We start from the raw sequence: 21799 nt of genomic DNA, 5'->3' as shown, positions 1-21799 counted from the left end.
GAAGGAATGACACGATGAAACTCCTGCAACAGTTCTCCGATGACCTGGAGTCCCTCGTGGAGCGCGCCTCGCCCGCCGTGGTGGGCGTGGAGCACTCGCGAGGCCACGGCACCGGCCTCTTCCTCACGCCGGACGGCTACGTCCTCACCAACCGCCACGTGGTGATGCGCAACCCGCGCGGCCTCACCGTGCAGCTCTCCAACGGCGAGGAGCTCCGAGGCACGCTCGTGGGCGGAGACGCTCCCACGGACCTCGCGGTGGTCCGAGCAGAGGGCACCGACTTCCCCACCCTGCCGCTGGCCGAGCCCCAGTCCGTGCGCGTGGGCCAGCTCGTGATGGCGATTGGCAACCCGTTCCGGCTGGAGCAGTCGGTGTCCATGGGTGTGGTGAGCGCCATCAACCGCAGCCTCACGCTGCCCAACGGCGTCGTGCTGGAGGGCATGCTCCAGACGGACGCCGCCATCAACCCGGGCAACTCGGGCGGGCCGCTCATCAACACGCGCGGGCAGGTGGTGGGGCTCAACACGCTGGTGCTGCCGTACGCCCAGGGCATCGGCTTCGCGGTGGGCGCGGCCACGGCGGCGTGGGTCGCCAGCCTGCTCATTCAACGGGGCAAGGTGGAGCGGCGCTTCCTCGGCATCGCCGCCACGGCGGTGAACCTGGACACGCGGCTGGCGCAGGACACGGGCCAGCCTCGCGCGGTGAAGGTGCTCAAGGTCCAGGACGGCACCCCGGCCCATGACGCCGGGCTCAAGGTGGATGACCTGCTGCTGGCCATCAACCGCAAGACGGTGAGCAGCGTGGATGACCTGCAGCGCCTGATGGCCCTGGCCACGGACGAGGAGGTGACGCTCGACATCCTCCGCAAGGGCGGCGGCCGAAAGAAGCTCTCCGCGCGCACCCGCCCGCGCGTGGAGCCCGTGGCCGCGTGAGCGAAGGAACGGTGGCTCCGGTCCGAAGCAGGCAGGAGCCACCGTCACCGTGGGAGCACGAGCCGTCGGTCCGGAGCCGGGAAGAGGCACCGGACGTCCGCGCCAGGATGACCCACCCTCGGTCGATGACACTGCCACTCTGGCGAGCTTCCATCAGGAGCCCGGAGCGCGCTGGGCCGACGCAGTCCAGGCACGATGCTTGAATGACGCGGTGACGGCCCGCCATGCACGACTCCATGCCCAGACGGTCCTTGAGTCGCTCGTTCCGAGAGGCCGCCAAGGCAATCCTCGTCATCGCCGTTGGCCTCCTGGGACTGGCGCTGCTCAGTCCCCTGTTCATCAGCGTGACCCCAGCTCACGGGAAGCTGGACCGCGCCCTCCTGGACCTGCGCTCCATCGAAAGTGCCTTCAGGCTCTACGTCCATCGGACAGGGCAACTCCCGAGCAAGGAAGCAGGGCTGCGGGTCCTCGTGGAAGCCGGCATCCTGGAAGTCATGCCGATGGACCCATGGGGAAACCCCTACGCCTTCTCCGTCACCGAAGACGGACAGGCCGAGGTGTCGACCCTCGGCGCCGACGGGGAACCCGGGGGAGACGAAAGCGACGAGGACCTCGTGCGCCGCTTCCGGCTCTCCGTGCCCTCACGCTGAGCCGCGCGTCACTTGAACGCGGCCGCGTGCCTCCGCGCCCAGTCGGCGAACGTCCCCGGCTTGCGGCCCGTCACCTTCTGCACGGTGTCCGTCACCGTGGCCGTCCTGCCCGCCTTCATCGCCGCGAGCAAATCCACCAGCGCGTCCACATAGGCGGCCGGCATGCCCGTGCCCGCCATGGCCTGCTTCGCGGCCTCGGGCGGCACGTCCACGAACTTCACCTCACGCCCGAGCGCCTTCGTCAGCACGGCCGCCTGCTCCGCGCTGGACAGTGCCTCGGGGCCGGTGAGTGTGTACGCCTTGCCCTCATGGCCCGGCTCGGTGAGTGCCTTCACCCCCACCGCGCCGACGTCCGCCGGGTCGATGACCGACGTCTTCCCGTCACCGGTGGGCTCGTAGAAGGCCCCTTGGCCCTTGATGCTGCCGATGTTGTTAAGCATGTTGCTCATGAAGTTGACGGGCCGCAGGAACGTCCACGCCATGCCGGACGCCTCCAGCTGCTTCTCCACGGGGCGGTGCCAGCGGGCGAAGGTAATCGCCTCATCCTGCGCACCGAGCAGCGACAGCTTCACCACGTGCTTCACGCCCGCCTTCTTCGCGGCGTCCACCGCCTTCGCCTCCAGCGCCTGCCCATCCACGCCGGACCCGACGAGGAACAACTTCTCCACACCCCGCATCGCCCGCTCCAGCGAAGCCGCGTCGCCTAGGTCACCCTTCACGATGTCGGCCTTGCCCTCGAACTCGCGCGCCTTCGCCGGGTCTCTCACCAGGAGGCGGGGCCGGACGCCCGCCGCGATGAGCTGCCGCGCCACTTCGCCGCCAATGGTGCCCGTCGAGCCGGTCACCAGAATCGTGCCTGCCATGCCTGCCTCCTCGTGAGGGATGAACGCGCCCACCAGAAGGCAGCCCCGGCCCCGTGACAATGTCCCCTGGTGCCGGGTGTCCGTAACTGGCTACGGGCGCGCCTCGTGCTCGGGCGGGGGCCGTCTCTCCACGAAGAGCTCGTCCACGAAGCACCACAGCCACGCCTCTCCCGGCTGGAAGGACTGGATGACGGGGTGCTGCGTCTGGTGGAAGTGCTTCGTCGCGTGCTTGTTCTTGGAGTCGTCACAGCACCCCACGTGGCCGCACGACAGGCAGCGCCGCAGGTGCACCCACGGGTCGCCCATCTTCAGGCACTCCTCGCAGCCCCTCGACCGGGGCGCGGGGTCCCCCGCCGCTTCCACGTGGTCACACGTCTCCGCCATGGTGCACCTCCATCTCCACACCGTACGCACGCCGCGAGCGCGCAGCATCCCCAGCGCCCGAGCAGCCGTGCGCGTGCTCCCGCGCGTGCCCTGAATCCCTCCGCGTCGGTGCCCCCAGGCATGGCGTGTCCGTGGCCCCGTCTCCACGCTAGAGCCATATGGCCCCCGACACTCCGGCTCCTCCCTCCTCCGTGGCCTATGCGAGCAAGCAGGGCCGAGGCGTGCTGCTCGCCAGCGTGCTCGGCAGCGGCATGGCCTTCCTCGACGGCACCGCCGTCAACGTGGCCCTGCCCGCCATCGGCCGCGAGCTGGGAGCGGGCCTGTCCGGCCTCCAGTGGGCAGTGGACGCGTACCTCCTCACGCTCGGCGCGTGGGTGCTCACGGGGGGCGCGCTGGGGGATGCGTGGGGACAGCGCCGCGTCTTCCTCGTGGGCCTGGTGGCCTTCGCCGCGACGTCGGTGCTGTGCGGCCTGGCGCCGGGAGTCTGGACGCTCGCGCTGTTCCGCGCCGCGCAGGGGGTGGGCGCAGCGCTGCTCGTGCCCGCGAGCCTCGCGCTGCTGCGCACCTCCTTCGCGGAGGCGGACCGCCAGCGCGCCGTGTCCGCCTGGGCAGGGCTGTCCGGCGTCACCACGGCGGTGGGGCCGCTGCTCGGCGGCTGGCTGGTGGATGCGGGCTCCTGGCGCCTCGTCTTCTTCCTCAACGTGCCTGTGGGGGCGCTCGCCGTCTGGGTGGCGCTGCGCCATGTGCCCAACGACGCGCCGACGGGGGACGCGCACCGGCTGGACTTCGCCGGAGCAGTGACGGCGGCGCTCGGCCTGGGTGGCGTCATCTACGCGCTCATCGAGGGCCCGGCGCACGGTTGGAATGCACCCGCCATCCTCGCGGCCGTGGGAGGCACCGCGCTGCTGGTGGCCTTCGTCTTCGTGGAGGCGCGGGGACGGCACCCCATGCTGCCGCTCGGCCTCTTCCGCTCGCACACCTTCTCCGGAGCGAACCTCACCACGCTCGCGGTGTACTTCGCGTTGGGCGGTGCCATCTTCCTGGTGGTGCTCGCGCTGCAGCAGCAGCTCGGGTACTCGGCGCTCGCGGCCGGGGCGGCGCTCCTGCCCATCACCCTGCTGATGCTCGCGCTGTCTCCCATGGTGGGCCGGCTCGCGAACCGCATCGGCGCGCGTCCGTTGATGACGGTGGGGCCGGTGCTCGCCGGCATCGGACTCGCACTCCTCACCCTCATGCGGCAGGGCGGAAGCTACGTGAGCACCGTGCTGCCTGGCGTCGTGGTGCTGGGCCTGGGGCTGGCCATCACCGTGGGCCCGCTCACCGCCGTGGTGCTCGGCGCGGTGGAGGACCGCTACGCGGGCATCGCCTCCGGGGTGAACAACGCGGTGGCGCGCATCGCCGGCCTGCTCGCGGTGGCGCTGCTGCCGCTGCTGGGCGGATTGAGCGGGAGCACCGGCGCGGACTTCCTCGAAGGCACCCGGCGCGCGCTCTGGGTGTCCGCGGGGCTGTGCTTCGTGGGGGCCGTGTGCGCGTTCCTCACGATTCCCCGCGAGGCCGGCCGCGCGAAGAAGCAGGGGCCCACGCCGGCACCGCCCTCACGAGGGCAGCACCGCCGGGGAATGCCACCGCGAGAACAGCACGCCTAGCGACCGCGACGCCGCTCGGAAGCCTTCAGCGGTGCCGCTCGCTCGTGTCGCTCAGCGGGGGTGCTTCACGCGCGGGTGCGGTGCCCTTCTCGGCGCCGTAGCCGCCAATCCCCTTTTGCAGGATGCGGTCCTCGCCCACGTCCTCGTCGGTCACGTCACGGCGCTCCGCGCCCTTCTGGTGGCGCGCCGCCCGCTCGAGCTCCTCGGCGCTCTTCGTGTCCGTCCGCTCGTCACCCCTCACCGGCTTGCCCCTGTTGTCGGCCATGCGTCGTTCCTCCTCTGGGCCCAAAGGTCCGAACCCGGCGCGTGTCGGACAAGACACCGGCCGGGGTTCCACTGTCCGCTCCCTTCACCAGGAAGCGGCATGCCGCCGGGAATGAGCAGGTCCGCGCTACGACTCCCCGGGCCTCCACTCGAGGGCCATCGGGTTGGGCGCGAAGCCCAGCTTCTCGTACAGCGGCCGGCCTTCCTCCGAGGCATGCAGCCACAGCCGCCCCATCCCCGCCTCGCGCGCGAAGGCCATCAGCTCCTTCATCAGCGCGCGAGACAGGCCCCGGCCCCGCCACGCGGGCGCGGTGTACATGTTGAGGATGTACCCCTCCAGCCCGCTCAGGTGGTTCGCCGCCGGAGGCCGCTCGAAGGGGGACAGCCCGCTGCACGCCACGGCCTCCCCTTCCGCGAAGGCGAGCCACACGTGGAACCGCCCCTCGGGCAGCGCCGTCTTCAGGTAGCGCCGGGTGGCCGCTTCCCACGCCGCGGCGTTGGCCTCCGTCAGCCCGCCGAAGATGCTCATCAACTCGCGTCGCAGCCGGACGACGTCCTCGATATCGGCCGCGCCCGCCTTGCGGATGCTCCACGTACTCATGCGTCCCTCCACCGCGAAAAGCAGAAGGCCCCCGTCCGCGCTCGGGACGAGGGCCTCCGGCATCATCCCACGAGGGGACGCAACCTAGCTGCTCTTGTACTTCACCGAGCACCCATACGGCGTGCTGGTGGCGGTGGGCACCGCCTTGCCACCAAGCAGCGCGTCCACCGCCGCCTTCACGTGGTTGACCTTCTTGTCGCTCTTGCCGCGCGGGTCATCGTCGATGGCGCCCGCGTAGCGCACGACGCCCTGCTCGTCGATGACGTACATGTGCGGCGTCGTCTTCGCGCCGAAGGACTTGCCCACCGTGCCGCTGGCGTCCTGGAGCACCGGGTAGCTGAAGCCCTCCGTCTTCTTCCAGGCCGCGGACTTGTCCGGCGTGTTGTGCGCCGTGGAGTCCACCGCCAGCCACACCACCTTCTTCGCGTCGAAGCCCTTCAGCGTGTTGGCCATGGTGTCGGCCGAGTAGTGCCGCTGCACGAAGGGGCACTCGGGGTTGGTCCACTCGAGCACCACCACCTTGCCCTTGTACTGCGCCAGCGAGTGCTCCTTGCCCGTCTCGTCCTTCAGCGTGAAGGCCGGCGCGGCCGTGCCCACTTCGGCGTCGGCGAAGGCGGGGGCGCCCAGGAACAGCGCGCCGAGCGAGAGTGCGGTGAAGATCTGCTTCATGGCGTTCCTCCTCTGCATTGAGACAGCGGAATACCGACGACAGACAGCCACACTTCAGGGCCGCGGGAACCCGACGGCACAGACGATGTTGGACCCGTCCTTGCGGCGCGAGGGCGAGCACTCCGCCGCGCGCTTCACCGCGTCCACCACCAGGTCCGCGGTGAGGAGCTCCGGCAGCACCTCCGGCCTGTCCGGAGCACCGGGGCTCAGCACCAGGTACATGGGCACGCCAGCCCGGCCATGCTCGGCCAGCTTGGCGGTGATGCGCGCGTCCCGGCGCGTCCAGTCAGCCACGAAGAAGGCGACCTGGTGCTCGGTGAAGGCGGCCCGCACCTCGTCGCGCGACAGCACGGTGCGCTCGTTGAACTTGCAGGTGAGGCACCAGTCCGCGGTGAAGTCGATGAACACCGGCTGCCCGGCCTCCAGCGCCGCCGTGACGGCCGCCGAGTCCCACGGCTGCGTCCTCGCCACCGTGGAGGACGCGCGGGCCTCGGGGGCCAGCCCGTCGAAGCGCAGCGACGCCACGCCCGCGCCCACCAGTACCAGCACGGCCACCGCCACGCTGGCCAGCCTGCGCCCACCCTCCTGCAGCTGCGACTGGCCGTACACCCACGTGCCCAGGCCCACCGCGACGAGGAAGGCCAACAGCCGCGCCATGCCGTCCACGCCGGCCAGCCCGCCCATCACCCACACCAGCCACACCGTGGTGGCCAGCAGCGCGAAGCCCAGCACCTGCTTGAAGCGCTCCATCCACGCGCCCGGCTTCGGCAGCTTCTTCGCCAGCCCCGGCACCAGCACCAGCACGCAGAAGGGCAGCGCCAGGCCCAGGCCCAGCGCGGTGAAGACGGCCAGCACCGTGAGCGGGCCCGCCGCGAAGGCGAAGCCCACCGCCGTGCCCAACAGCGGCGCCGAGCAGGGCGTGGCCAGCACCACCGCGAGCACACCCTCGCCCGCGCTGTGCAGCAGGCCGTGGCTGCTGTCCACCTTGCCCGCGAGCGCCGTGCCGTCCATGCCCACGTTGAAGACGCCGAAGAGGTTGAGCGCGAAGGCCACCAGCACCGCGCTCACCGCCGCGACGAAGAGCGGCTCCTGGAACTGGAAGCCCCAGCCCACGCTGGCGCCGCCCGCGCGCACCGCCAGCACCGCGCCGGCCAGGAGCAGCATGCTGCCGATGATGCCGCCCGCGTACGCCGCCGCGTGCGAGGCCACGCGCCCCTGCTCCTGCTGCACCATGCGCGTGAAGCCGTACGCCTTGAGCGCCAGCACCGGGAACACGCACGGCATCAGGTTGAGCAGCGCGCCCCCGAGGAACGCGAACAGCAGCGCCAGCCCCAGCCCCACGGAGGAGTCCGCAGGAGCGGCCGCGGGCACCACGGCGGCCACCGGCTTCACTGCGGCGATGCTGTCCTTCACGGAGGGCAGCTTCACGCCAGGCGCGGCGGCCACGGCCCCACCGGCGGCCACCACGGGCGCCATCGCCACGTCGACCGCGAGCGGCTGGTAGCCCGACGCCGCCGTGCCCAGGCGCAGCACGCCCGTGAGGCGCGGCTCGGCGCCCGGCACATCCGGCTCCGCCTTGCCCTTCAGCTTGAAGCGGCCCGCGCCCGCCGGGGTGAGCGCCACGCTCGCCACGCCTTCGATGCGCTCGGGGGTGAAGAAGTCCCCCTCCGTCGCGGGCAGCGCCGCGCCGCCCGGGCCCGTCACGGTGAGGGTGCCGGTGAAGTCCTGCCCGGCGGTGAGCTGCTTCGCGTCCAGCGCGAGTTGCACGGTGTGACCGGTGTCCGCCGTCGGGCGAGGCACCTTCGCCTGCGCCGCGTCGAAGGCGCGCATGGCCTCGGCATCGCGCACCGTCTCGGTGCCCAGGGGCACGCTGCGCGTGAGCATCAGCTCGGCGGGAATGCAGTGCACCTCGCACACCAGCGCCTCGGCGGCGGCGGACAGCTGGAGCTGACCCGTGGCGTCCTGCGCGGCGCGCGCCTGCGCGAAGAGGAGCACCTCGCCCTCATAACCGTGCGTGGTGATGAAGCCGTCCGGCGTGCGGAAGGTGTTCGGGGAGGGCCACTGCAGCGGCCCCACGGTGGAGCCCGGCGTGTCCCAGGTGACGTCCGTCTCCAGGCCCGAGTCGCCCGGGTTCTTCCAGTAGATGTGCCAGCCCGGGTCCATGCGGAAGCGCACGCCCACGCGGAACGTGTCGCCCGGCTTCACCTGGGTGGAGTCCACCAGCAGCGTCGCCTCGACGCGCGGGTCGCCCTCATCGGGCGCGCCCGTGCCCACGGCGGACGCGGGCACTTCCGCCCACGCGGCCGCCGCCATCAGGAGCACTCCGACAACCGCGGCTCGGCCGAGCCTCTTCACCTGCTGACGCTTCATGCGCCTCCCGTTAACCCACCGGAGGCCGGGCCGCCAGCGAAGGGCACGGGTCTCCAACGTGAATGAACCATCCGGGCAGGCGGGCATTCCCCGCTGCCTCTCCGCCCGCCTCTCCCTACGGGCCGGAAGTCCGGGCGGTTACAGGATGGCGGGACGCCGGAGGCGGGCAGGCAGGCGGCGGCTCAGTCCTCGGACTTCCAGGGCACCAGCGCCGGGGCGGGCACGGCGGGGCCCACGCGGCTCATGGTGATGCGGGAGACCTCGGAGTGGGCGCGGCGCATCACCAGCGCGGGCACCTGCTGGTTGGCGCGGCGCTCCAGGAACCGGCGCAGGTCCGCCAGCCGCTCCACGTGGCGCTGCGGGGGCACCTCGGGCGCACCCAGCCGGGCGAGCTTGTAGAGGGCCATGTCGGCGGCCTCGAGCGCGCGCTCGGCCGACTCCTGGTGACGGCGGCCGAGGGCCTTCCACGCGGCGGCCTCGGCGGCCACCAGCTCCAGCTCCGCGGACACCGCGCGCACGTAGCGGCCCTGGTCGCTGTCCGGGAGGATGCGCGTCACGGGAATGGTGATGCGGCGCGTGTCGCCATGCTCGGTGAAGGACGTGGACACGCCCACGTTCCACTCCGCGTTACCCAGCAGGCCGGAGAAGAGGACGCGGCGGGGGAAGGCCTGGGACACCGCGCCCAGGGTGGCGCTCATGGCGTCGCCCTCCACACGCGCGGGGTAGCGGTGGCGGCAGCGCAGGTCGGCGAAGCCCGTGGGCAGCACGTACACGCGCGCGTCGGACACCACCTCGCCGAACAGCTCCGCGCCCAACTGGCCCACGGCCATGGGGAGACCTTCCGGGTCGTCCACGTGGACGAAGCCGGTGCCGGACGGGCTGGTGAGGGCCTCGAGGATGTCGGGCAGGTAGTGCCGGCCCAGGCCCAGCGCGTGGAGCATCACGCCGGACTCGGCGACGCGGGCGCCCAGCGTCTTGAACTCGGGGAGCTGCGACGGGCCCACGGAGGGCTCGCCGTCGGTGAGCATCAGCACCTGGGGCCGGGCACCGGGGACGAGCACGCGGCGGGCGGCCTCGGCGGCGCGCTCCACGGCCTCGTGCAGGGCGGTGCCCTCGCCGGACTCCAGGCGCGAGAGCACCTTGAGGAAGGCGGCCTTCGCGTTGGGCTCCATGGCGCGCATGGGGAGCACCTGCTCGGGCTCGGCGTCGAAGGTGAGCAGGCCCAGGTAGTCGCGCGGGCTGGCGCGATCCACCAGCGTCTGCGCGGCCTGCACGGCGGCCAGCAGCGGCACGCCGCGCATGGACGCGCTGCGGTCCAGTGCGAGGTTGATGGCGACAGGAGTGCGGGGCGCCTCCGCGTCCGCCTCCAGCGTGACGAGGAGGAGCACCTCACGGCCGTGCTCGGCATCGCGCTCCACTGCCCAGGCCGTCTGCTTCATCCGAACTCCCCCGTGGTGTCACGAGGCATTGTGCCGCGAATCTCTCTGCGAGGAATGACGCCCCTCGCTGCCGGAAGTCTCATGGGCCACAACGCCCGGGAGCGGGGGCTCCCACGGGAAGGCTTCTGGACACGAGAATGTCGGGAGTCAGGCTTTCGAGCAAGGGGGGCACCCCGACCCCAGACCTCGGGTTCCGGAGAAACGGACTGCACGTCCTTGTCCTGGAGAGGATGACGAACGGGCCTCACGAGGAGGCCGCGAAGCGCGCTTCAGGCCCGGGAGCTCACCGTGAGGGGAGCCGCCGCGCGGGCTTCAAGCTGCTCAGTCACAGGTACAACAGGAATGCCCCCGCGCGTCCGTGGGCCGCGGGGGCTCCGACCTACTCCGCCGCGTGCCAACCGCCCCACGCTTCCTCGCCGTAGCCCCACCGGTTTCCCGCCGAGCCGTCCGCCTGAGGCCCACCCTCGGACTCGCCCTCGTCCTTGCGGTCCGCGTAGGGCAGCCCCTCATCGTCCATGTACGTGGTGTCGTCGTGCTGAACCATGCTCGGCTCCTTCGGACGCTCCGGCCTGCTGGAGGTGGACGGCCTCTCGGCTCGCCTCCCCTCGGGCGCCCCTTCTGTCGGTCGACTCGGGCCCACCCCATGTAGTGCCCGAACAAACAGTCGTTGACCGATTTACCAACCAGATTGACCATGTCGCCCCGCGTTGTAAAGCCCTTGGGGCGGCAAAGTTCTGAATCCGTCCAGCCTCCCGTGCCCGCCTGCCTGCCCTGCGCCAACCAAGCACGTGATTCCAGGCACTTGGCTACGGTCATCCGTCGGACACTTCGCGCGGCAATCGTACAAGGTACGTCCACCGCCTCACGGCGGGAAGCTGTACAGATTTCACGGAGCGGCGATTTTCAAGCGTGTCCTCGGATGGGCACGGAGTCAGTAAATGCGTGCGTCGGCCGGTTCCCCACCAGCGGGGCGAAGCCGCGTGCTTCACTGGGCGACACCGCCCGCCGCACGGCGCTTGATTCGCGAATCACCCCTGTTAGGGTTGACCAGCACTCGAGATTTGCCGCGCCGCGGCATCGGGCCTTCTCAAGCCGCGCGCGACCCCTGAGGTCCTCAAGAGTCCCATGAGCCCCATCATCACCGGCCTATTGCTCGCCGTCGCCGTTCCCATCTTCGTGATGACCATGTCTGGTCGCGTGGGCGTGCTGCTCGCGATGAAGAAGGAGAACCGGCTCGACAACATCCCCCTGCGCATCAAGCGGCTCGTGCTCTTCGGCCTCGGCCAGAAGCGCATGGTGGATCCGGAGGAGTTCACCCCGGGCCTGATGCACGTCTTCATCTACGCCGCCTTCATGGTGCTGGCGGTGCGCACCGTCATGCTCTTCGCCATGGGCTTCTCGTCCACGGCGCTGGACGTGCTGACGGACCTGGGCCACCCCGTCTGGGCGGACGCGGGCCCGCTGCTCGGCCTCTACAAGGTCTACCTGCTGGCCAAGGACGTGGTGGCCGCGCTCGCCCTGGTGGGCTGCGCCTACTTCGTCTGGACGCGCTGGAAGGTGAAGCCGGACCGCATGACGGTCTCCTGGGAGGCGTACCTCATCCTGGGCTTCATCTCCGGGCTGATGATTACGGAGTTCTTCTTCGGCGGCAGCCACATGGTGGCCGCGCACGCCGCGCAGGCGCAGCTGGGCGCCACGCAGGTGCCCCAGACGCCGGCCTCGCTCGTGTGGTGGGAGCCCGTCACCAGCCTGGTGGGCCTGGCCATGATGCCCATGGGCGAGTTCCCCGCGCACGTGCTCGGCGTGGCCGGGTTCTGGACCCACCTGGTCATCATCCTCACGTTCCTGAACTTCCTGCCGCTCGGGAAGCACTTCCACATCATCACCGGCCTGCCCAACGTCTTCTTCCAGCGCACCCACTCCACCGGCAAGCTGCCCACGCCCAACCTGGAGAAGGAGGAGTTCGGCACCGCGACGGTGAAGGACCTCACCTGGAAGCAGGGCCTGGACCTGTACTCCTGCACCGAGTGCGGCCGCTGCCAGACGCACTGCCCCACGTACATCACCGGCAAGCCGCTCACGCACAAGGGCGTCAACCAGGACCTGAAGCATTGGATCTGGGAGAACGAGCAGTGGGCGGAAGAGGGCTACGGCCCCAGCAAGACGAAGGAGCCGCTGCCGGAAATCGTGGGCTCGGCGCTGAAGGCGGAGACGGTGTGGGCGTGCACGAGCTGCGGCTGGTGCGAGCAGGCCTGCCCGGTGTTCATCGAGAACGTCCCGCGCCTCATCGACATGCGCCGCTACCAGGTGCAGGTGAAGGCGGAGTTCCCCCCGGAAATCCAGCGCGTGTTCGAGGGCATCGAGCGCCAGGGCAACCCCTGGGGCATCGGTCAGGACCGGCGCGACGAGTGGGCCGAGGACCTGGCGCTGCCCACCTGGGGTGACGGTGGCGGCCCGTACGAGTACCTCTTCTTCGTGGGCTGCGCGGGCAGCTACGACGATAAGCAGAAGAAGGTCAGCCGCTCGCTGGTCAAAATCCTGCGCGAGGCGGGCGTGTCGTTCGCCACGCTGTCGAAGCAGGAGATGTGCAACGGCGACTCGGCCCGCCGCATGGGCAACGAGTACCTGTTCCAGACGATGGCGAAGACGAACATCGAGACGTGGAACTCGATGGGCGTGAAGGCAGTGATTACCCAGTGCCCGCACTGCTTCAACACCATCAAGAACGAGTACCCGGAGTTCGGCGGTGAGTACCGCGTCATCAACCACACGCAGCTCATCAACGAGCTGCTGAAGGAGAAGCGCATCCGGCTCTCCGCGGTGATGAACACGAAGCTCACGTACCACGACCCCTGCTACCTGGGCCGGCACAACGGCGTGTACGACGCGCCCCGCGAGGTGCTCAACGCCATCCCCGGGCTCGAGGTGGTGGAGATGCAGCGCAGCAAGCGCGAGGGCTTCTGCTGCGGCGCCGGCGGCGGGCGCATGTGGATGGAGGAGCACATCGGCACGCGCATCAACCACAACCGCCTGAACGAGGCGGCGCTGACGCTGAAGCACGCCGAGGACCCGTCCACGCCGTACCCCGATGCCGCGGACAAGAAGAAGCCGGGCATGGTGGGCGACTACAAGGAGAAGGGCGGCAGCGGCGTGGTGGCGGTGGCGTGCCCGTTCTGCTCGACGATGCTCAACGACGCGGTCAACGACACCGAGCGCGGCGAGAACATCAAGATCAAGGACATCACCGAGCTGGTGGCGGACTCTCTCGTCCAGACGCGGGGCGGCGCGAGCACCGTGACGCCCGGCGCGGTGGTGAGCGCCAAGCCGGAGTGAGCTGAACCGGCTGACGGGCTCGTGAAGGCCCGTCACCGTGAGCGAGGGCCCGGAGGCTTCCACCGCGAAGCCCCGGGCCTTCGTCATTCAGGGGGCACTCACGCCTTCCACTCCACCAGGAAGGTGCACGCGGGGGGCTCCTGCCGGAGCACCGACACTCGCGGCTGGGAAGCCCCCATCACCGCGAGCGCGCCCTCCAGGATGCCCACGTAGTAGGAGGGCCGGCCCGCGATGTCGTTGATCCACAGCTCGTAGGCCGTCGGCGCCCGCTCCGTCAGACGCGAGGACTGGAAGTTGTTCGAGCCCCGGAACCCGCGGTCGAGCTGACCGAGGGCCAGCCGTGGCCCCAGGGCCCGCGCGGCCGTTGCCATCACCCGGCCCAGCATCGTCGACAGCAGGCCCTCGAGGGCGGTGTGCCCCAGCCGCCGCTGGGCTTCTTCTCGCGACAGCTCCGGCCACACGTCCCGCAGCACGATGTCCTGCCACCGCAGCCACGAGGCGAGCGGGTAGGCCGGCAGCAGGTCTTCATCCAGCTCCAGCCCGGCCGAGCGCAGCAACTCGCGCGCGGGCACGGACAGGCGGCCGCGCAGGGCGATGAGGAACAGGCCCTGCACTGTGCCGCTGTAGATGAGGCGCGTGTCCGGCGTCTCCATGTCACGGCTCCGCGACGAACTGAAAGCGCGCCGGCCCTGGCGCCTCCCCCTGGAAACACCCTGCTGCCACACGTCGACCGGCCCGGCCCGGATGGGCAGGCTGTCCGTGAAATGGTGAAGAAACCCTGTTACTGGCGTAACGGGTGCAGCCCCGCGGTGCAGGAATGTCCAGGAGCCGACGAAGGCTCAGCGCTTGCGGGTCTTCTCCGCGCGCAGGGCGCGCTCCAGCCGCTTCGTGGGGCCGTCATCCCCCAGCTTGCCGGCCACGTACGCGCCCGCGGAGGCGAGCCTGCGGTCCATCTTGTCCGGCTCGGGGATGGAGGGCTCGGAGCGCAGGTCGGTGATTCCCACACCGGACAGCAGCGTGCGCGCGAGGTCGCGCTCGTCGTCCTTCGCGTGCGGGAGGAGCAGCTTGCAGACCTCGGGGTGGCCGTGGGCAGCGGCCATGATGAGCGCCGTCTCGCCAATGCTGTCGGTGAGCTCGGGGTCCGCGCCCGCCTCCAGCAGCAGGCGCACGAGGTCGGCCCGTCCCGCGCGGGCGGCGGCCATCAGCGGCGTGCGCCCCTCGGCGTCGAACGGGTTGGGGTCCGCCCTGGCGGCGAGCTGGGACTTCACGGCCTCACGGTCGCCCGCGAGCACTGCATCGAACAGGGACATCACCCACCTCCAAGCCCCGGCAGCATCGCGCCTCGCGGCCCCGGACGCCAGCCGCCCCCGGCGCGAGTCAGTCCACCGGTGGCAGCGCGGCCAGCCAGGCGCTACGTCCCCGGCCACCGGAGGCAGCGCGGGCAGTCGCGTCACCCAGTTGGAGGCAGCGCGGCCAGCCAGGCGAGCACGGCGTCCTGCTCGGATTGCTTCACCAGGAGCCACTCGTGTCCGCGTCCGGGCACGACGCGCATCTGGAGCGGCACGCCCGCCTCGCACCACGACCCCAGTGCCAGGAGCCAGAGGAAGGGCCCGTTGCCATCGCCCGACCCCACCAGGGACAGCAGCGGCACACGGGTGTACGCGGCCCCCGTGGGTGGAGCGGACTCATTCCCGCGCGAGAAGCGCGGCGCCCCGGCCAGGAGCACCAGCCCGCCGAAGGAGTCCGGCCGCGCGGACCACAACTCCAGCGCCATCTGCGCGCCCGCGCTGAAGCCGAGCAGCACCGGCCGCCGCGCATCCACGCCCGGCACCCGCGCTGCGTCCGGCACCACCTTCAGCATCACCCGGTTGGCATCCGCGCCCCGCCAGCCGGAGAAGTCCTTCTGGGACAGCGTCAGCAGCGCGAAGCCCCGCCTGGCGAAGTCCGCCGCGAGCGGCTCCACCAGCCCGAGGCCGTCGCTCCCCGAGGGATGGAGCCACACCAGGAGCCGGTGCGGGCGCGCGGCGGTGGCCTCCTCCGAGACGAAGAGCCGGTACGGCAGCCCTCCCTCCGGCGCACCGGTGTGCAGGCGCATTCCGGCGGGAGGCTCCGCGAGCATGGGTGGCTCGGACATCGGCCGACCCGATCCGCCCGGCCCTGACGCGCACGCGACGCACAGGGTCAGCGAGAGAAGGGCGATACGCACGGAAACCACGCGTCTACAGCGGCCCGTAGGAAGGCTCCGCCGCGCTGGGCACCGCGAGCGACACCGAGCTCGGCGTCCCCGTGCCCGTCGTCGCGCGGTAGATGCCCGGGTCACCACCGCTGGCGTCGACGAAGAGGAACCCGAGCTGGTTGGAGCGCGTCCAGCTCGGCCACGTCTCCTGCACGCTCGCGGCGGTGAGGTCCGTCACCCGCTGCGCGCCACTCACCCCCGAGTCCCCGAACGAGGCCACGTAGATGCGCACGCTGCCGGAGGACAGCCGCCCGTCGAAGGCCACCTGCGAGCCGTTCGGTGACACCGCCACGCGGTTCTCCACCGCGAGCACCCCGTTGCCCAGTGAGCTGAACCTGGGGCTGGAGCCGTCGAGCGGCACGCGCGCAATCTGGTTGAGCTGGCCCAGCCCGCTGCCCGAAGGCGCAATCACCGCGCTCCCGTTGGGCAGGAAGGACGGCGCGCCGTAGGAGACGGTGGTGTTCGGCGTGAGCTCCACGAAGCCGCTGCCATCCGAGTTCACCCGGCCCAGCGAGGTGACGGAGCTGTTCCCCGGGGAGAAGACGAAGACGACGGTGCGGCCGTCCGGGCTGAAGGTGGGTGTGCGGAAGTTGGTGCAGCCGCGCGGGCACGAGGCGTCACCCGAGCTGAACAGGGTCGCCGTGGTGCCGCCCGAGGTGGGCACCGTCCGCAGCGCGGTGGCGGTGCCGGTGCGCTGCACGAACACGATGCTGCGCCCGTCGCGCGACACGGAGGGCCAGTACACCCCGCCCGTCGTCGTCAGCTTCTGCGGGCTGTTGGGGTCGCCGTCGTCGTCCACCACGTAGACGTTGCGGTCGTCCTCGCGCACGAAGGCGAAGCCCTGGGTGAAGAGGACGTCGCCGGTGGTGCCGCCACCGCCATCGTCGATGGGCTCGCACGCCCCCAGCAATCCAACCGCCAGCACTCCACCGATGAAACGCCGCATGCCCGTCATCGCAGTCACTCCGCTTTCCGGCCGCTCCGAGTGCCCCGTACTACAGGGCGCACCGGGTCGGACGTCAACGCGTCACGGGACATTCAACGTGCCCCGTGGACTGTCAGCGGTTGAGCTTCTGAAGCTCGTTGCGACACATGTTGCACAGCGACAACTGCTTGCGGTCGCAGTCCTGGGGCGTCTGGGCGAAGAACATCACGCACCGGGGGTCCTCGCAGTAGGACAGCCCCAGCAGGTGCCCGGCCTGGTGCACCACCTCCACCTGGATGCGGCGCCGCAGCGGGTCGCCGTCCGCGCCCTGGCGCAGGCGGAAGAGACTCACCACCGCCGTGCGGGACTCGCGGTCCGCCTCGCCGAAGACGAAGGGCGAGTCGGGGACGAAGAGGTCCACGTCGGTGATGCCCATGACGGCGGCCTGACCGGGCTCCAGCATCGGCGAGAGGCGCCGCATGATGGCGTTGCAGTGGTACTGCCCCCGGTCCTTGTTGAAGGCGTAGGCCGGAGAGGGAAGCGCCGTCTTCGGCACCACCGCCTGGACGCCCATGTGCGTCGCCAGCGGGTCCTGCAAGTCCCTCAAGAGGGTGGCCGGTGGGCTACCCACGGAGACCAGCAGGAGCGTCTTCTGCGGCATCGGGCCACCGTCCTTCATGCACGCGGACGGACGCGCTTGCTACCGCGTCCCCCCGGAGCGGAGTGGCTGGGGCGCAAGGATTCGAACCTTGATAATCAGAGTCAAAGTCTGATGTCCTGCCATTAGACGACGCCCCAGCAGGTTCGCACGTGTGAGTCTGGTGCCCGATTCTACGGCATCCCGACGGGCGCGGGAACCCACCCTGACATGGTTCCCGGCCTTGTCCGCCATCTGACCCGACCGGGGCACCGGCGCCAATGAGGATCTGCCGGGAGCCCTAGAATCCGGGCCCGGCGTCACTGCCAGCCTGGACTTCGAGTGAAGCCGAGGGCCTCCCAGGCCCCCTGGCCCCCTAGCGGGATGGCGTGGATCCGCCTCGCGGATGGCGCCGGGAGCGCCCGGTGGGGTGGCCCTCCCCCTCCCCACCGGAGCCGGGGCGTCCGCTCAGCCCTTGAGGACGGCCAGGGGCGTCAGCCGCAGGAGCGGGGTGACGAGGTCGGCCTCGTCCTCCAGCACCTCGGTGATGTCGCGGTAGGCGGCGGGGGCCTCCTCGACGAGGGCGGCGGCGCGCCCCCGCTCGTACACCACGCGGCGCAGTGCGTGCTCCAGGGCGGCCGGGCGGATGCGGGCGCGGGCCTCGGTCCGGGTGAGGACGCGGCCGGCCCCGTGCGAGCAGGAGCGGAAGGCGCGCGGCTCGCCCCGGCCCTCCACCACGTAGGACGCCGTGCCCATGGAGCCGGGGATGAGCCCGCGCTGCCCGGCCTCCAGGCCCACCGCGCCCTTGCGGTGGATGAGCAGCACGCGGCCCCCGTGCTCCTCCGCGGCGACGTGGTTGTGGTGCACGTCCACGGTGGACTCCGCGTCCGGGGCCAAGCCGAGCGCCTCGGCCACCAGGGGCACCGCGCGCGCGGCGATGGCGTCCCGGTTGGCGCGGGCGAAGTGGCAGGCCTGTTGAGTGTCCGCGAGGCACGCGATGCCCTCGGGGGTGTGCGTGTCCAGCGCGGGCAGGGCGCCCTGTCCGAGCGCCCGCGCCACGCGCAGGTGGTGGTCGGCGATGGCGGCCCCCATGCCTCGCGAGCCGGTGTGCAGGAGCAGCCAGACGTCGCCGTCCGCATCCCGGTCCAGCTCGAGGAAGTGGTTGCCTCCGCCGAGCGTGCCCAGGTGTCGTGGCGCCAGCCGCTCCCACGCGTGGCGCAGCTTCTGGGTGGACAGCGACGGGGACTCCAGCTCGGAAGGCAGCGGCACGCCGCGCCCCCGGTGGACGGCGTCGCCCACCGGCACCTCGCGGGCCAGCCGGGCCAGCAGCGGCTCAAGCACGTCTCGCCCCGGGAGTGAGGCGGGCTGGGGGAAGCGCCAGGCACTCACCCCGCACCCCAGGTCTCCGCCCAGCGCGCCGGGCACGACGTGGTGCTCGGTGGCGAAGACGGTGCCCACGGCGACGCCGGAGGCCACGTGGACGTCGGGCATGGCGGCGACGTGCTCGACGACGTAGGGCTGGGCGGCGATGTGGCGGAGCTGCTTCTCCGCGCCCGGAGGCAGCGCGCGGGACCAGACGAGGATGGGCACGGCGCCCGGCTCCACCGGGAGGATGCGGGGCATCATCGCGCACCTCCCTCGTCCTCGGAGTCGGGCTCGGTGCGCTCCGCGACGCCGATGTAGATGAAGCGCAGCTGCGGTACGCGCTTCAGGTCGAGGTGGACCGCGAGCTGCGAGCGCACGTAGCCGCTCGCGCGCTCGAGCGCCTCCTGCACGGCGCGGGTGCCGGAGGCCGCGGACTCGGGCGTCAGCGTGTAGCCGATGCGCACGAGGCGGCCATCCGGGGACAGCTCGAACGACGACAGCGAGACGCCTTCGAGCCGTGGGTCGGACAGGCCGCCACGGAAGAGGAGCGACACCTCCTGGAACAGGGTGGACTGCACGCGCAGGTGGCGCGCGGATGGGTTTTCGGACGGCGACTGCGAGAACGACGACAGCGAAGAGCCCTCGCGACTGCGAGACGCTCGGGGACGGCGATTCCTGGAAGAAGACATGAGTGGACGAACGGTTCCCAGCGGGCCGCGCGTGCGCCTCGTGGACTCCCGGGCTTCACGCCACGGGGGACACGGCAAGGCACACGCTGGCCAGTTGCACGGCGGCTACGGCTCCGCGCGCAGGCGTCCTGGGAGGGGCGCAAACCCGCTCCATCCGGCTCAGCACTTCGGCTCAGCGAGGGAGGAGGTCAGACCCGGACAGGCGCGCACGGCGAGGAGCGACCCGAGACACCGTTCATTGCAGTCCCCATGGCACACCTCCCGCCGCGCTCCGGCTTCCGGCACGGACACTCGTTCGTTCCAGGGCAAGGTGTCTGCACACCTCGCCCACGTCAACCCGGGCACGGACGCACGGCGCCCCGTTTTCCTGACGTCGCCATGCCGGAGCAGGTGTCATCTGGCTACCAGCCACTTCTTCCACAATCCGACGGCAGACCGTTGCTGGATTGGCGTGCCTGCCCGCTCCGAATACGCCGTACCCCACGGGGTGCATGCATATGGCGGAAGCCTTCGATGTGGTGGTGATTGGCGCGGGGCCCACGGGTGAGAACGCGGGAGCGCGTGCCGCGGCAGCGGGGCTGTCGGTGGCGCTGGTGGAGCACGAATTGCTCGGCGGCGAGTGCTCGTACTGGGCCTGCGTCCCCAGCAAGGCGCTGCTGCGGCCGGCGGAAGCCTTGTGGCTGGCGCAGCAGGCGCCCGGGGCTCGCGAGGCCATCAAGGGCCCACTCGTGGCGAGAGCGGTGCTGGAGCACCGCGACTACATGGTGGGCAACTACAAGGACGATTCGCAGGTGAAGTGGGCGGAGGGCGCGAAGCTGACGGTGGTGCGCGGCAACGGGAAGCTCACGGGCCCGCGCAAGGTGCGCGTGGAGGGCAAGGACGGCTCGGTGCGCGAGCTGGAGGCCCGGCGCGCGGTGGTGCTGGCCACGGGCAGCCGGCCACGCCTGCCGGACATCCCGGGGCTGAAGGAGGCGAAGCCGTGGGACAACCGCGAGGGCACTGGCGCCAAGGAGGTGCCGAAGCGGCTGGTGGTGCTGGGCGGCGGCGCGGTGGCGGTGGAGCTGGCGCAGGCGTGGCGCTCGCTGGGCTCGGAGGTGACGCTGGCCCAGCGTGGCAAGAGCCTGCTGTCGCGCTTCGAGCCCTTCGTCGGTGAGCAGGTCGCGGAGGCGCTGCGCGAGTCGGGCGTGCGCGTGCTGCTGGGCACCACGGCCTCGCGAGTGCAGCGCGGCGGGGACAAGGGCGAGGTGACGGTGACGCTCACGAACGGCGAGGAGGTCCGCGCGGACGCGCTGCTGGCGGCGATGGGCCGCGTGGCGCGCACGGAGGGACTCGGGCTGGAGACGGTGGGCCTTCCGGCGGGCAAGGCCGTGGAGGTGGACGACCAGCTCCGGGCGAAGGGCGTGGAGGGCGGATGGCTCTACGCGTGTGGCGACGTGAATGGCCGCAACCTGCTCACGCACATGGGCAAGTACCAGGCGCGGCTGGTGGGAGACATCATCGCGGGGAAGAAGGCACAGGCGTGGGCGGACACGAAGGCGACGCCGCAGGTCATCTTCACGCACCCGCAGGCGGCGAGCGTGGGCCTCACCGAGGCGAAGGCACGGGAGGCGAAGCTGCCGGTTCGCACGGTGCAGTACGAACTGCAGAACGTGACCGGCACGGGGCTGCTGGGCCGGGGGCTCAAGGGCACCGCGAAGCTGGTGGTGGATGAGAAGCGCCGCATCATCCTCGGCGCCACCTTCACCGGGCCCGAGGTGGGCGAGATGCTCCATGCCGCGACGATTGCCGTGGCCGGTGAGGTGTCACTCGACACGCTCTGGCACGCGGTGCCGTCGTTCCCCACCATGAGCGAGGTGTGGCTGCGGCTGCTGGAGACGTACGGGCTGTAGCCGCGCCGCCGGGACTGCCCGGCGGCGCGGTGTGAGCACCGTGCCCGGACTCAGGGGCAGGGGCGGTTGACGGGGTAGCAGAAGTCCATGCCGCAGCGGCACGCATAGCCCGTGTTGCACGGGCCGCAGGCCGCGGCGGCGGCAACGCCCTGATAGCCGTAGCCATTCACCGTGACGCTGGCGAGCTGGTTGCTGTGGGCCGTGCCCTCATACAGGTTGAAGCTGTAGCTGTGCCCCACCTGAATCCAGTCCGCGGACTGGCAGCCATCCGCCCCGCCGGCGAAGAGCACCTCGGGCTGGCCATCCATGCTCAGCCAGATCTCGCCAGAGGAAGCGTAATTGACGTCCCAGCAGATCTGCGTCGAGCCGATGTGGGTGACGTTGGTGTTGACCCACACGTCCGTGGGGTCTGCGGAGATGGTCCCCGACGCGTAGAACACGCAGCCCGTGGCATTGTACCAGCCCGTCGTGCACCGGCCCGTCTGCCAGTTGTACCCGGGGCAGGAGGGAGTGCACTGGTAGGTGCCGGGGGACGTCTGCGAGCCCGCGGGACAGACGAGGCCACAGTGGAGGAAGTAGGTCGCGAACTGGGAGACAGTGCCGGGCGTCTCCTCCACGGAGACTTCATCCGGCTGAGCGGCCCCCTCTTCCACGGCAACCGGCGTGGACGGGTTCGACAGCTCACCGGAGTCCGGCGCTTCGGGGCCCGCGCAGGCCGCGGTGAAGGTGATGAGAACGAGCGACGGAATGAGGCGAGTCAGGTGGCGCTTCAGGTTCATCTGCTCCTCGGGGTGTGAGAGACGAGGAACGAGCACCACTTGCGACACCCGCCCCCGCCGCGTGTTGCGTCTGCAAGCGTAGTGGGATTGCAGGAACAGGAACTACTGCTGCTACGCGGTATCAAGCG

General features: G+C 71.0%; 21 protein-coding genes and 1 tRNA gene. 5 read left to right on the top strand and 17 right to left on the bottom strand.

Annotated features, from left to right (window positions below; genetic code table 11):
• Nucleotides 1-14 precede the first annotated feature (14 nt).
• Nucleotides 15-932, top strand: coding sequence for a S1C family serine protease (locus tag G4D86_RS15190; RefSeq protein ID WP_163994084.1), 918 nt, complete (start codon nucleotides 15-17; stop codon nucleotides 930-932).
• A 251-nt stretch (nucleotides 933-1183) separates the two neighbouring features.
• Nucleotides 1184-1582 carry a type II secretion system protein GspG gene (locus G4D86_RS15185; RefSeq protein ID WP_205519577.1) on the top strand — a complete coding sequence of 133 codons (399 nt, stop codon included), beginning with the start codon at nucleotides 1184-1186 and terminating at the stop codon, nucleotides 1580-1582.
• An 8-nt stretch (nucleotides 1583-1590) separates the two neighbouring features.
• Here G4D86_RS15185 and G4D86_RS15180 read toward each other — a convergent pair whose 3' ends face one another.
• Together G4D86_RS15180 and G4D86_RS15175 are read right to left on the bottom strand one after the other, a co-directional pair.
• Nucleotides 1591-2445, bottom strand: a complete 855-nt coding sequence (locus tag G4D86_RS15180) for an SDR family oxidoreductase (protein ID WP_163994080.1) — start codon at nucleotides 2443-2445, stop codon at nucleotides 1591-1593.
• Between the two features lie 90 nt (nucleotides 2446-2535).
• Entirely contained in the window at nucleotides 2536-2829 is a 294-nt protein-coding gene (locus tag G4D86_RS15175) for a ubiquitin carboxyl-terminal hydrolase 14 (protein WP_163994077.1), read from the bottom strand.
• 158 nt (nucleotides 2830-2987) lie between these two features.
• Between G4D86_RS15175 and G4D86_RS15170 the strand changes: the two genes are divergently transcribed.
• On the top strand, nucleotides 2988-4475 hold the full coding sequence (locus tag G4D86_RS15170) for a DHA2 family efflux MFS transporter permease subunit (RefSeq protein WP_163994075.1): 1488 nt from the start codon (nucleotides 2988-2990) through the stop codon (nucleotides 4473-4475).
• A 25-nt stretch (nucleotides 4476-4500) separates the two neighbouring features.
• On the opposite strand, the gene G4D86_RS15165 is transcribed toward G4D86_RS15170, so the two are convergent.
• The 6 genes from G4D86_RS15165 to G4D86_RS52100 all read right to left on the bottom strand — a co-directional run bounded on the left by G4D86_RS15165 (nucleotide 4501) and on the right by G4D86_RS52100 (nucleotide 10362).
• Nucleotides 4501-4740 carry a hypothetical protein gene (locus G4D86_RS15165; protein ID WP_163994073.1) on the bottom strand — a complete coding sequence of 80 codons (240 nt, stop codon included), beginning with the start codon at nucleotides 4738-4740 and terminating at the stop codon, nucleotides 4501-4503.
• 126 nt (nucleotides 4741-4866) lie between these two features.
• Nucleotides 4867-5340, bottom strand: a complete 474-nt coding sequence (locus tag G4D86_RS15160) for a GNAT family N-acetyltransferase (RefSeq protein WP_163994071.1) — start codon at nucleotides 5338-5340, stop codon at nucleotides 4867-4869.
• An 84-nt stretch (nucleotides 5341-5424) separates the two neighbouring features.
• On the bottom strand, nucleotides 5425-6009 hold the full coding sequence (locus tag G4D86_RS15155) for a thioredoxin family protein (RefSeq protein WP_163994069.1): 585 nt from the start codon (nucleotides 6007-6009) through the stop codon (nucleotides 5425-5427).
• Between the two features lie 54 nt (nucleotides 6010-6063).
• Nucleotides 6064-8379, bottom strand: a complete 2316-nt coding sequence (locus G4D86_RS15150) for a protein-disulfide reductase DsbD family protein (protein WP_163994067.1) — start codon at nucleotides 8377-8379, stop codon at nucleotides 6064-6066.
• 182 nt (nucleotides 8380-8561) lie between these two features.
• On the bottom strand, nucleotides 8562-9818 hold the full coding sequence (locus G4D86_RS15145; RefSeq protein WP_163994065.1) for a vWA domain-containing protein: 1257 nt from the start codon (nucleotides 9816-9818) through the stop codon (nucleotides 8562-8564).
• A gap of 379 nt (nucleotides 9819-10197) precedes the next feature.
• Nucleotides 10198-10362: a hypothetical protein gene (locus G4D86_RS52100; RefSeq protein ID WP_205519576.1), complete on the bottom strand. Its 165-nt coding sequence runs from the start codon at nucleotides 10360-10362 to the stop codon at nucleotides 10198-10200.
• Nucleotides 10363-10943: 581 nt separating this feature from the next.
• Here G4D86_RS52100 and G4D86_RS15140 point away from each other — a divergent pair.
• A complete protein-coding gene (locus tag G4D86_RS15140) occupies nucleotides 10944-13151 on the top strand; it encodes a (Fe-S)-binding protein (protein WP_163994063.1) in 2208 nt (735 codons plus the stop codon).
• Between the two features lie 98 nt (nucleotides 13152-13249).
• Here G4D86_RS15140 and G4D86_RS15135 read toward each other — a convergent pair whose 3' ends face one another.
• From G4D86_RS15135 to G4D86_RS15100, 8 genes are all read right to left on the bottom strand, one after another.
• A complete protein-coding gene (locus G4D86_RS15135) occupies nucleotides 13250-13804 on the bottom strand; it encodes a DUF2378 family protein (protein WP_163994061.1) in 555 nt (184 codons plus the stop codon).
• Between the two features lie 186 nt (nucleotides 13805-13990).
• Nucleotides 13991-14461, bottom strand: coding sequence for an ankyrin repeat domain-containing protein (locus tag G4D86_RS15130; RefSeq protein ID WP_163994059.1), 471 nt, complete (start codon nucleotides 14459-14461; stop codon nucleotides 13991-13993).
• Between the two features lie 140 nt (nucleotides 14462-14601).
• Nucleotides 14602-15285, bottom strand: coding sequence for an alpha/beta hydrolase family protein (locus G4D86_RS15125; RefSeq protein ID WP_163994057.1), 684 nt, complete (start codon nucleotides 15283-15285; stop codon nucleotides 14602-14604).
• An 85-nt stretch (nucleotides 15286-15370) separates the two neighbouring features.
• Nucleotides 15371-16333, bottom strand: a complete 963-nt coding sequence (locus G4D86_RS15120) for a TolB-like translocation protein (RefSeq protein ID WP_338050606.1) — start codon at nucleotides 16331-16333, stop codon at nucleotides 15371-15373.
• A 112-nt stretch (nucleotides 16334-16445) separates the two neighbouring features.
• Nucleotides 16446-16973 (bottom strand): non-proteolytic archaemetzincin-like protein, encoded by a 528-nt coding sequence (locus G4D86_RS15115; RefSeq protein WP_163994052.1) that lies wholly within the window; start codon nucleotides 16971-16973, stop codon nucleotides 16446-16448.
• Nucleotides 16974-17036: 63 nt separating this feature from the next.
• A tRNA-Gln gene (locus G4D86_RS15110) sits at nucleotides 17037-17110 on the bottom strand.
• Nucleotides 17111-17417: 307 nt separating this feature from the next.
• Nucleotides 17418-18575: an RtcB family protein gene (locus G4D86_RS15105; protein WP_163994050.1), complete on the bottom strand. Its 1158-nt coding sequence runs from the start codon at nucleotides 18573-18575 to the stop codon at nucleotides 17418-17420.
• Entirely contained in the window at nucleotides 18572-19003 is a 432-nt protein-coding gene (locus tag G4D86_RS15100; protein WP_163994047.1) for a ribosome-binding factor A, read from the bottom strand. Before G4D86_RS15100 ends, G4D86_RS15105 begins: the two co-directional genes overlap by 4 nt.
• Before the next feature lie 497 nt (nucleotides 19004-19500).
• Between G4D86_RS15100 and G4D86_RS15095 the strand changes: the two genes are divergently transcribed.
• A complete protein-coding gene (locus G4D86_RS15095; protein ID WP_163994045.1) occupies nucleotides 19501-20892 on the top strand; it encodes a dihydrolipoyl dehydrogenase family protein in 1392 nt (463 codons plus the stop codon).
• 50 nt (nucleotides 20893-20942) lie between these two features.
• Here the strand turns inward: G4D86_RS15095 and G4D86_RS15090 are convergent, their stop codons facing one another.
• A complete protein-coding gene (locus tag G4D86_RS15090) occupies nucleotides 20943-21671 on the bottom strand; it encodes a hypothetical protein (RefSeq protein ID WP_163994044.1) in 729 nt (242 codons plus the stop codon).
• Nucleotides 21672-21799: the final 128 nt, after the last annotated feature.

This window comes from Pyxidicoccus caerfyrddinensis, from assembly GCF_010894405.1.
Lineage (GTDB): Bacteria > Myxococcota > Myxococcia > Myxococcales > Myxococcaceae > Myxococcus > Myxococcus caerfyrddinensis.
The sequence above is the reverse complement of the archived record's forward strand: the minus strand, read 5'-3'. Positions and strand labels throughout refer to the sequence as shown.

Coding starts and splice junctions, on each gene's coding strand:
- G4D86_RS15190 (WP_163994084.1), top strand. CDS start 15: ATGAAACTCCTGCAACAGTTCTCCGATGACCTGGAGTCCCTCGTGGAG.
- G4D86_RS15180 (WP_163994080.1), bottom strand. CDS start 2,445: ATGGCAGGCACGATTCTGGTGACCGGCTCGACGGGCACCATTGGCGGC.
- G4D86_RS15175 (WP_163994077.1), bottom strand. CDS start 2,829: ATGGCGGAGACGTGTGACCACGTGGAAGCGGCGGGGGACCCCGCGCCC.
- G4D86_RS15170 (WP_163994075.1), top strand. CDS start 2,988: ATGGCCCCCGACACTCCGGCTCCTCCCTCCTCCGTGGCCTATGCGAGC.
- G4D86_RS15165 (WP_163994073.1), bottom strand. CDS start 4,740: ATGGCCGACAACAGGGGCAAGCCGGTGAGGGGTGACGAGCGGACGGAC.
- G4D86_RS15160 (WP_163994071.1), bottom strand. CDS start 5,340: ATGAGTACGTGGAGCATCCGCAAGGCGGGCGCGGCCGATATCGAGGAC.
- G4D86_RS15155 (WP_163994069.1), bottom strand. CDS start 6,009: ATGAAGCAGATCTTCACCGCACTCTCGCTCGGCGCGCTGTTCCTGGGC.
- G4D86_RS15150 (WP_163994067.1), bottom strand. CDS start 8,379: ATGAAGCGTCAGCAGGTGAAGAGGCTCGGCCGAGCCGCGGTTGTCGGA.
- G4D86_RS15145 (WP_163994065.1), bottom strand. CDS start 9,818: ATGAAGCAGACGGCCTGGGCAGTGGAGCGCGATGCCGAGCACGGCCGT.
- G4D86_RS52100 (WP_205519576.1), bottom strand. CDS start 10,362: ATGGTTCAGCACGACGACACCACGTACATGGACGATGAGGGGCTGCCC.
- G4D86_RS15140 (WP_163994063.1), top strand. CDS start 10,944: ATGAGCCCCATCATCACCGGCCTATTGCTCGCCGTCGCCGTTCCCATC.
- G4D86_RS15135 (WP_163994061.1), bottom strand. CDS start 13,804: ATGGAGACGCCGGACACGCGCCTCATCTACAGCGGCACAGTGCAGGGC.
- G4D86_RS15130 (WP_163994059.1), bottom strand. CDS start 14,461: ATGTCCCTGTTCGATGCAGTGCTCGCGGGCGACCGTGAGGCCGTGAAG.
- G4D86_RS15125 (WP_163994057.1), bottom strand. CDS start 15,285: ATGTCCGAGCCACCCATGCTCGCGGAGCCTCCCGCCGGAATGCGCCTG.
- G4D86_RS15120 (WP_338050606.1), bottom strand. CDS start 16,333: ATGCGGCGTTTCATCGGTGGAGTGCTGGCGGTTGGATTGCTGGGGGCG.
- G4D86_RS15115 (WP_163994052.1), bottom strand. CDS start 16,973: ATGCCGCAGAAGACGCTCCTGCTGGTCTCCGTGGGTAGCCCACCGGCC.
- G4D86_RS15105 (WP_163994050.1), bottom strand. CDS start 18,575: ATGATGCCCCGCATCCTCCCGGTGGAGCCGGGCGCCGTGCCCATCCTC.
- G4D86_RS15100 (WP_163994047.1), bottom strand. CDS start 19,003: ATGTCTTCTTCCAGGAATCGCCGTCCCCGAGCGTCTCGCAGTCGCGAG.
- G4D86_RS15095 (WP_163994045.1), top strand. CDS start 19,501: ATGGCGGAAGCCTTCGATGTGGTGGTGATTGGCGCGGGGCCCACGGGT.
- G4D86_RS15090 (WP_163994044.1), bottom strand. CDS start 21,671: ATGAACCTGAAGCGCCACCTGACTCGCCTCATTCCGTCGCTCGTTCTC.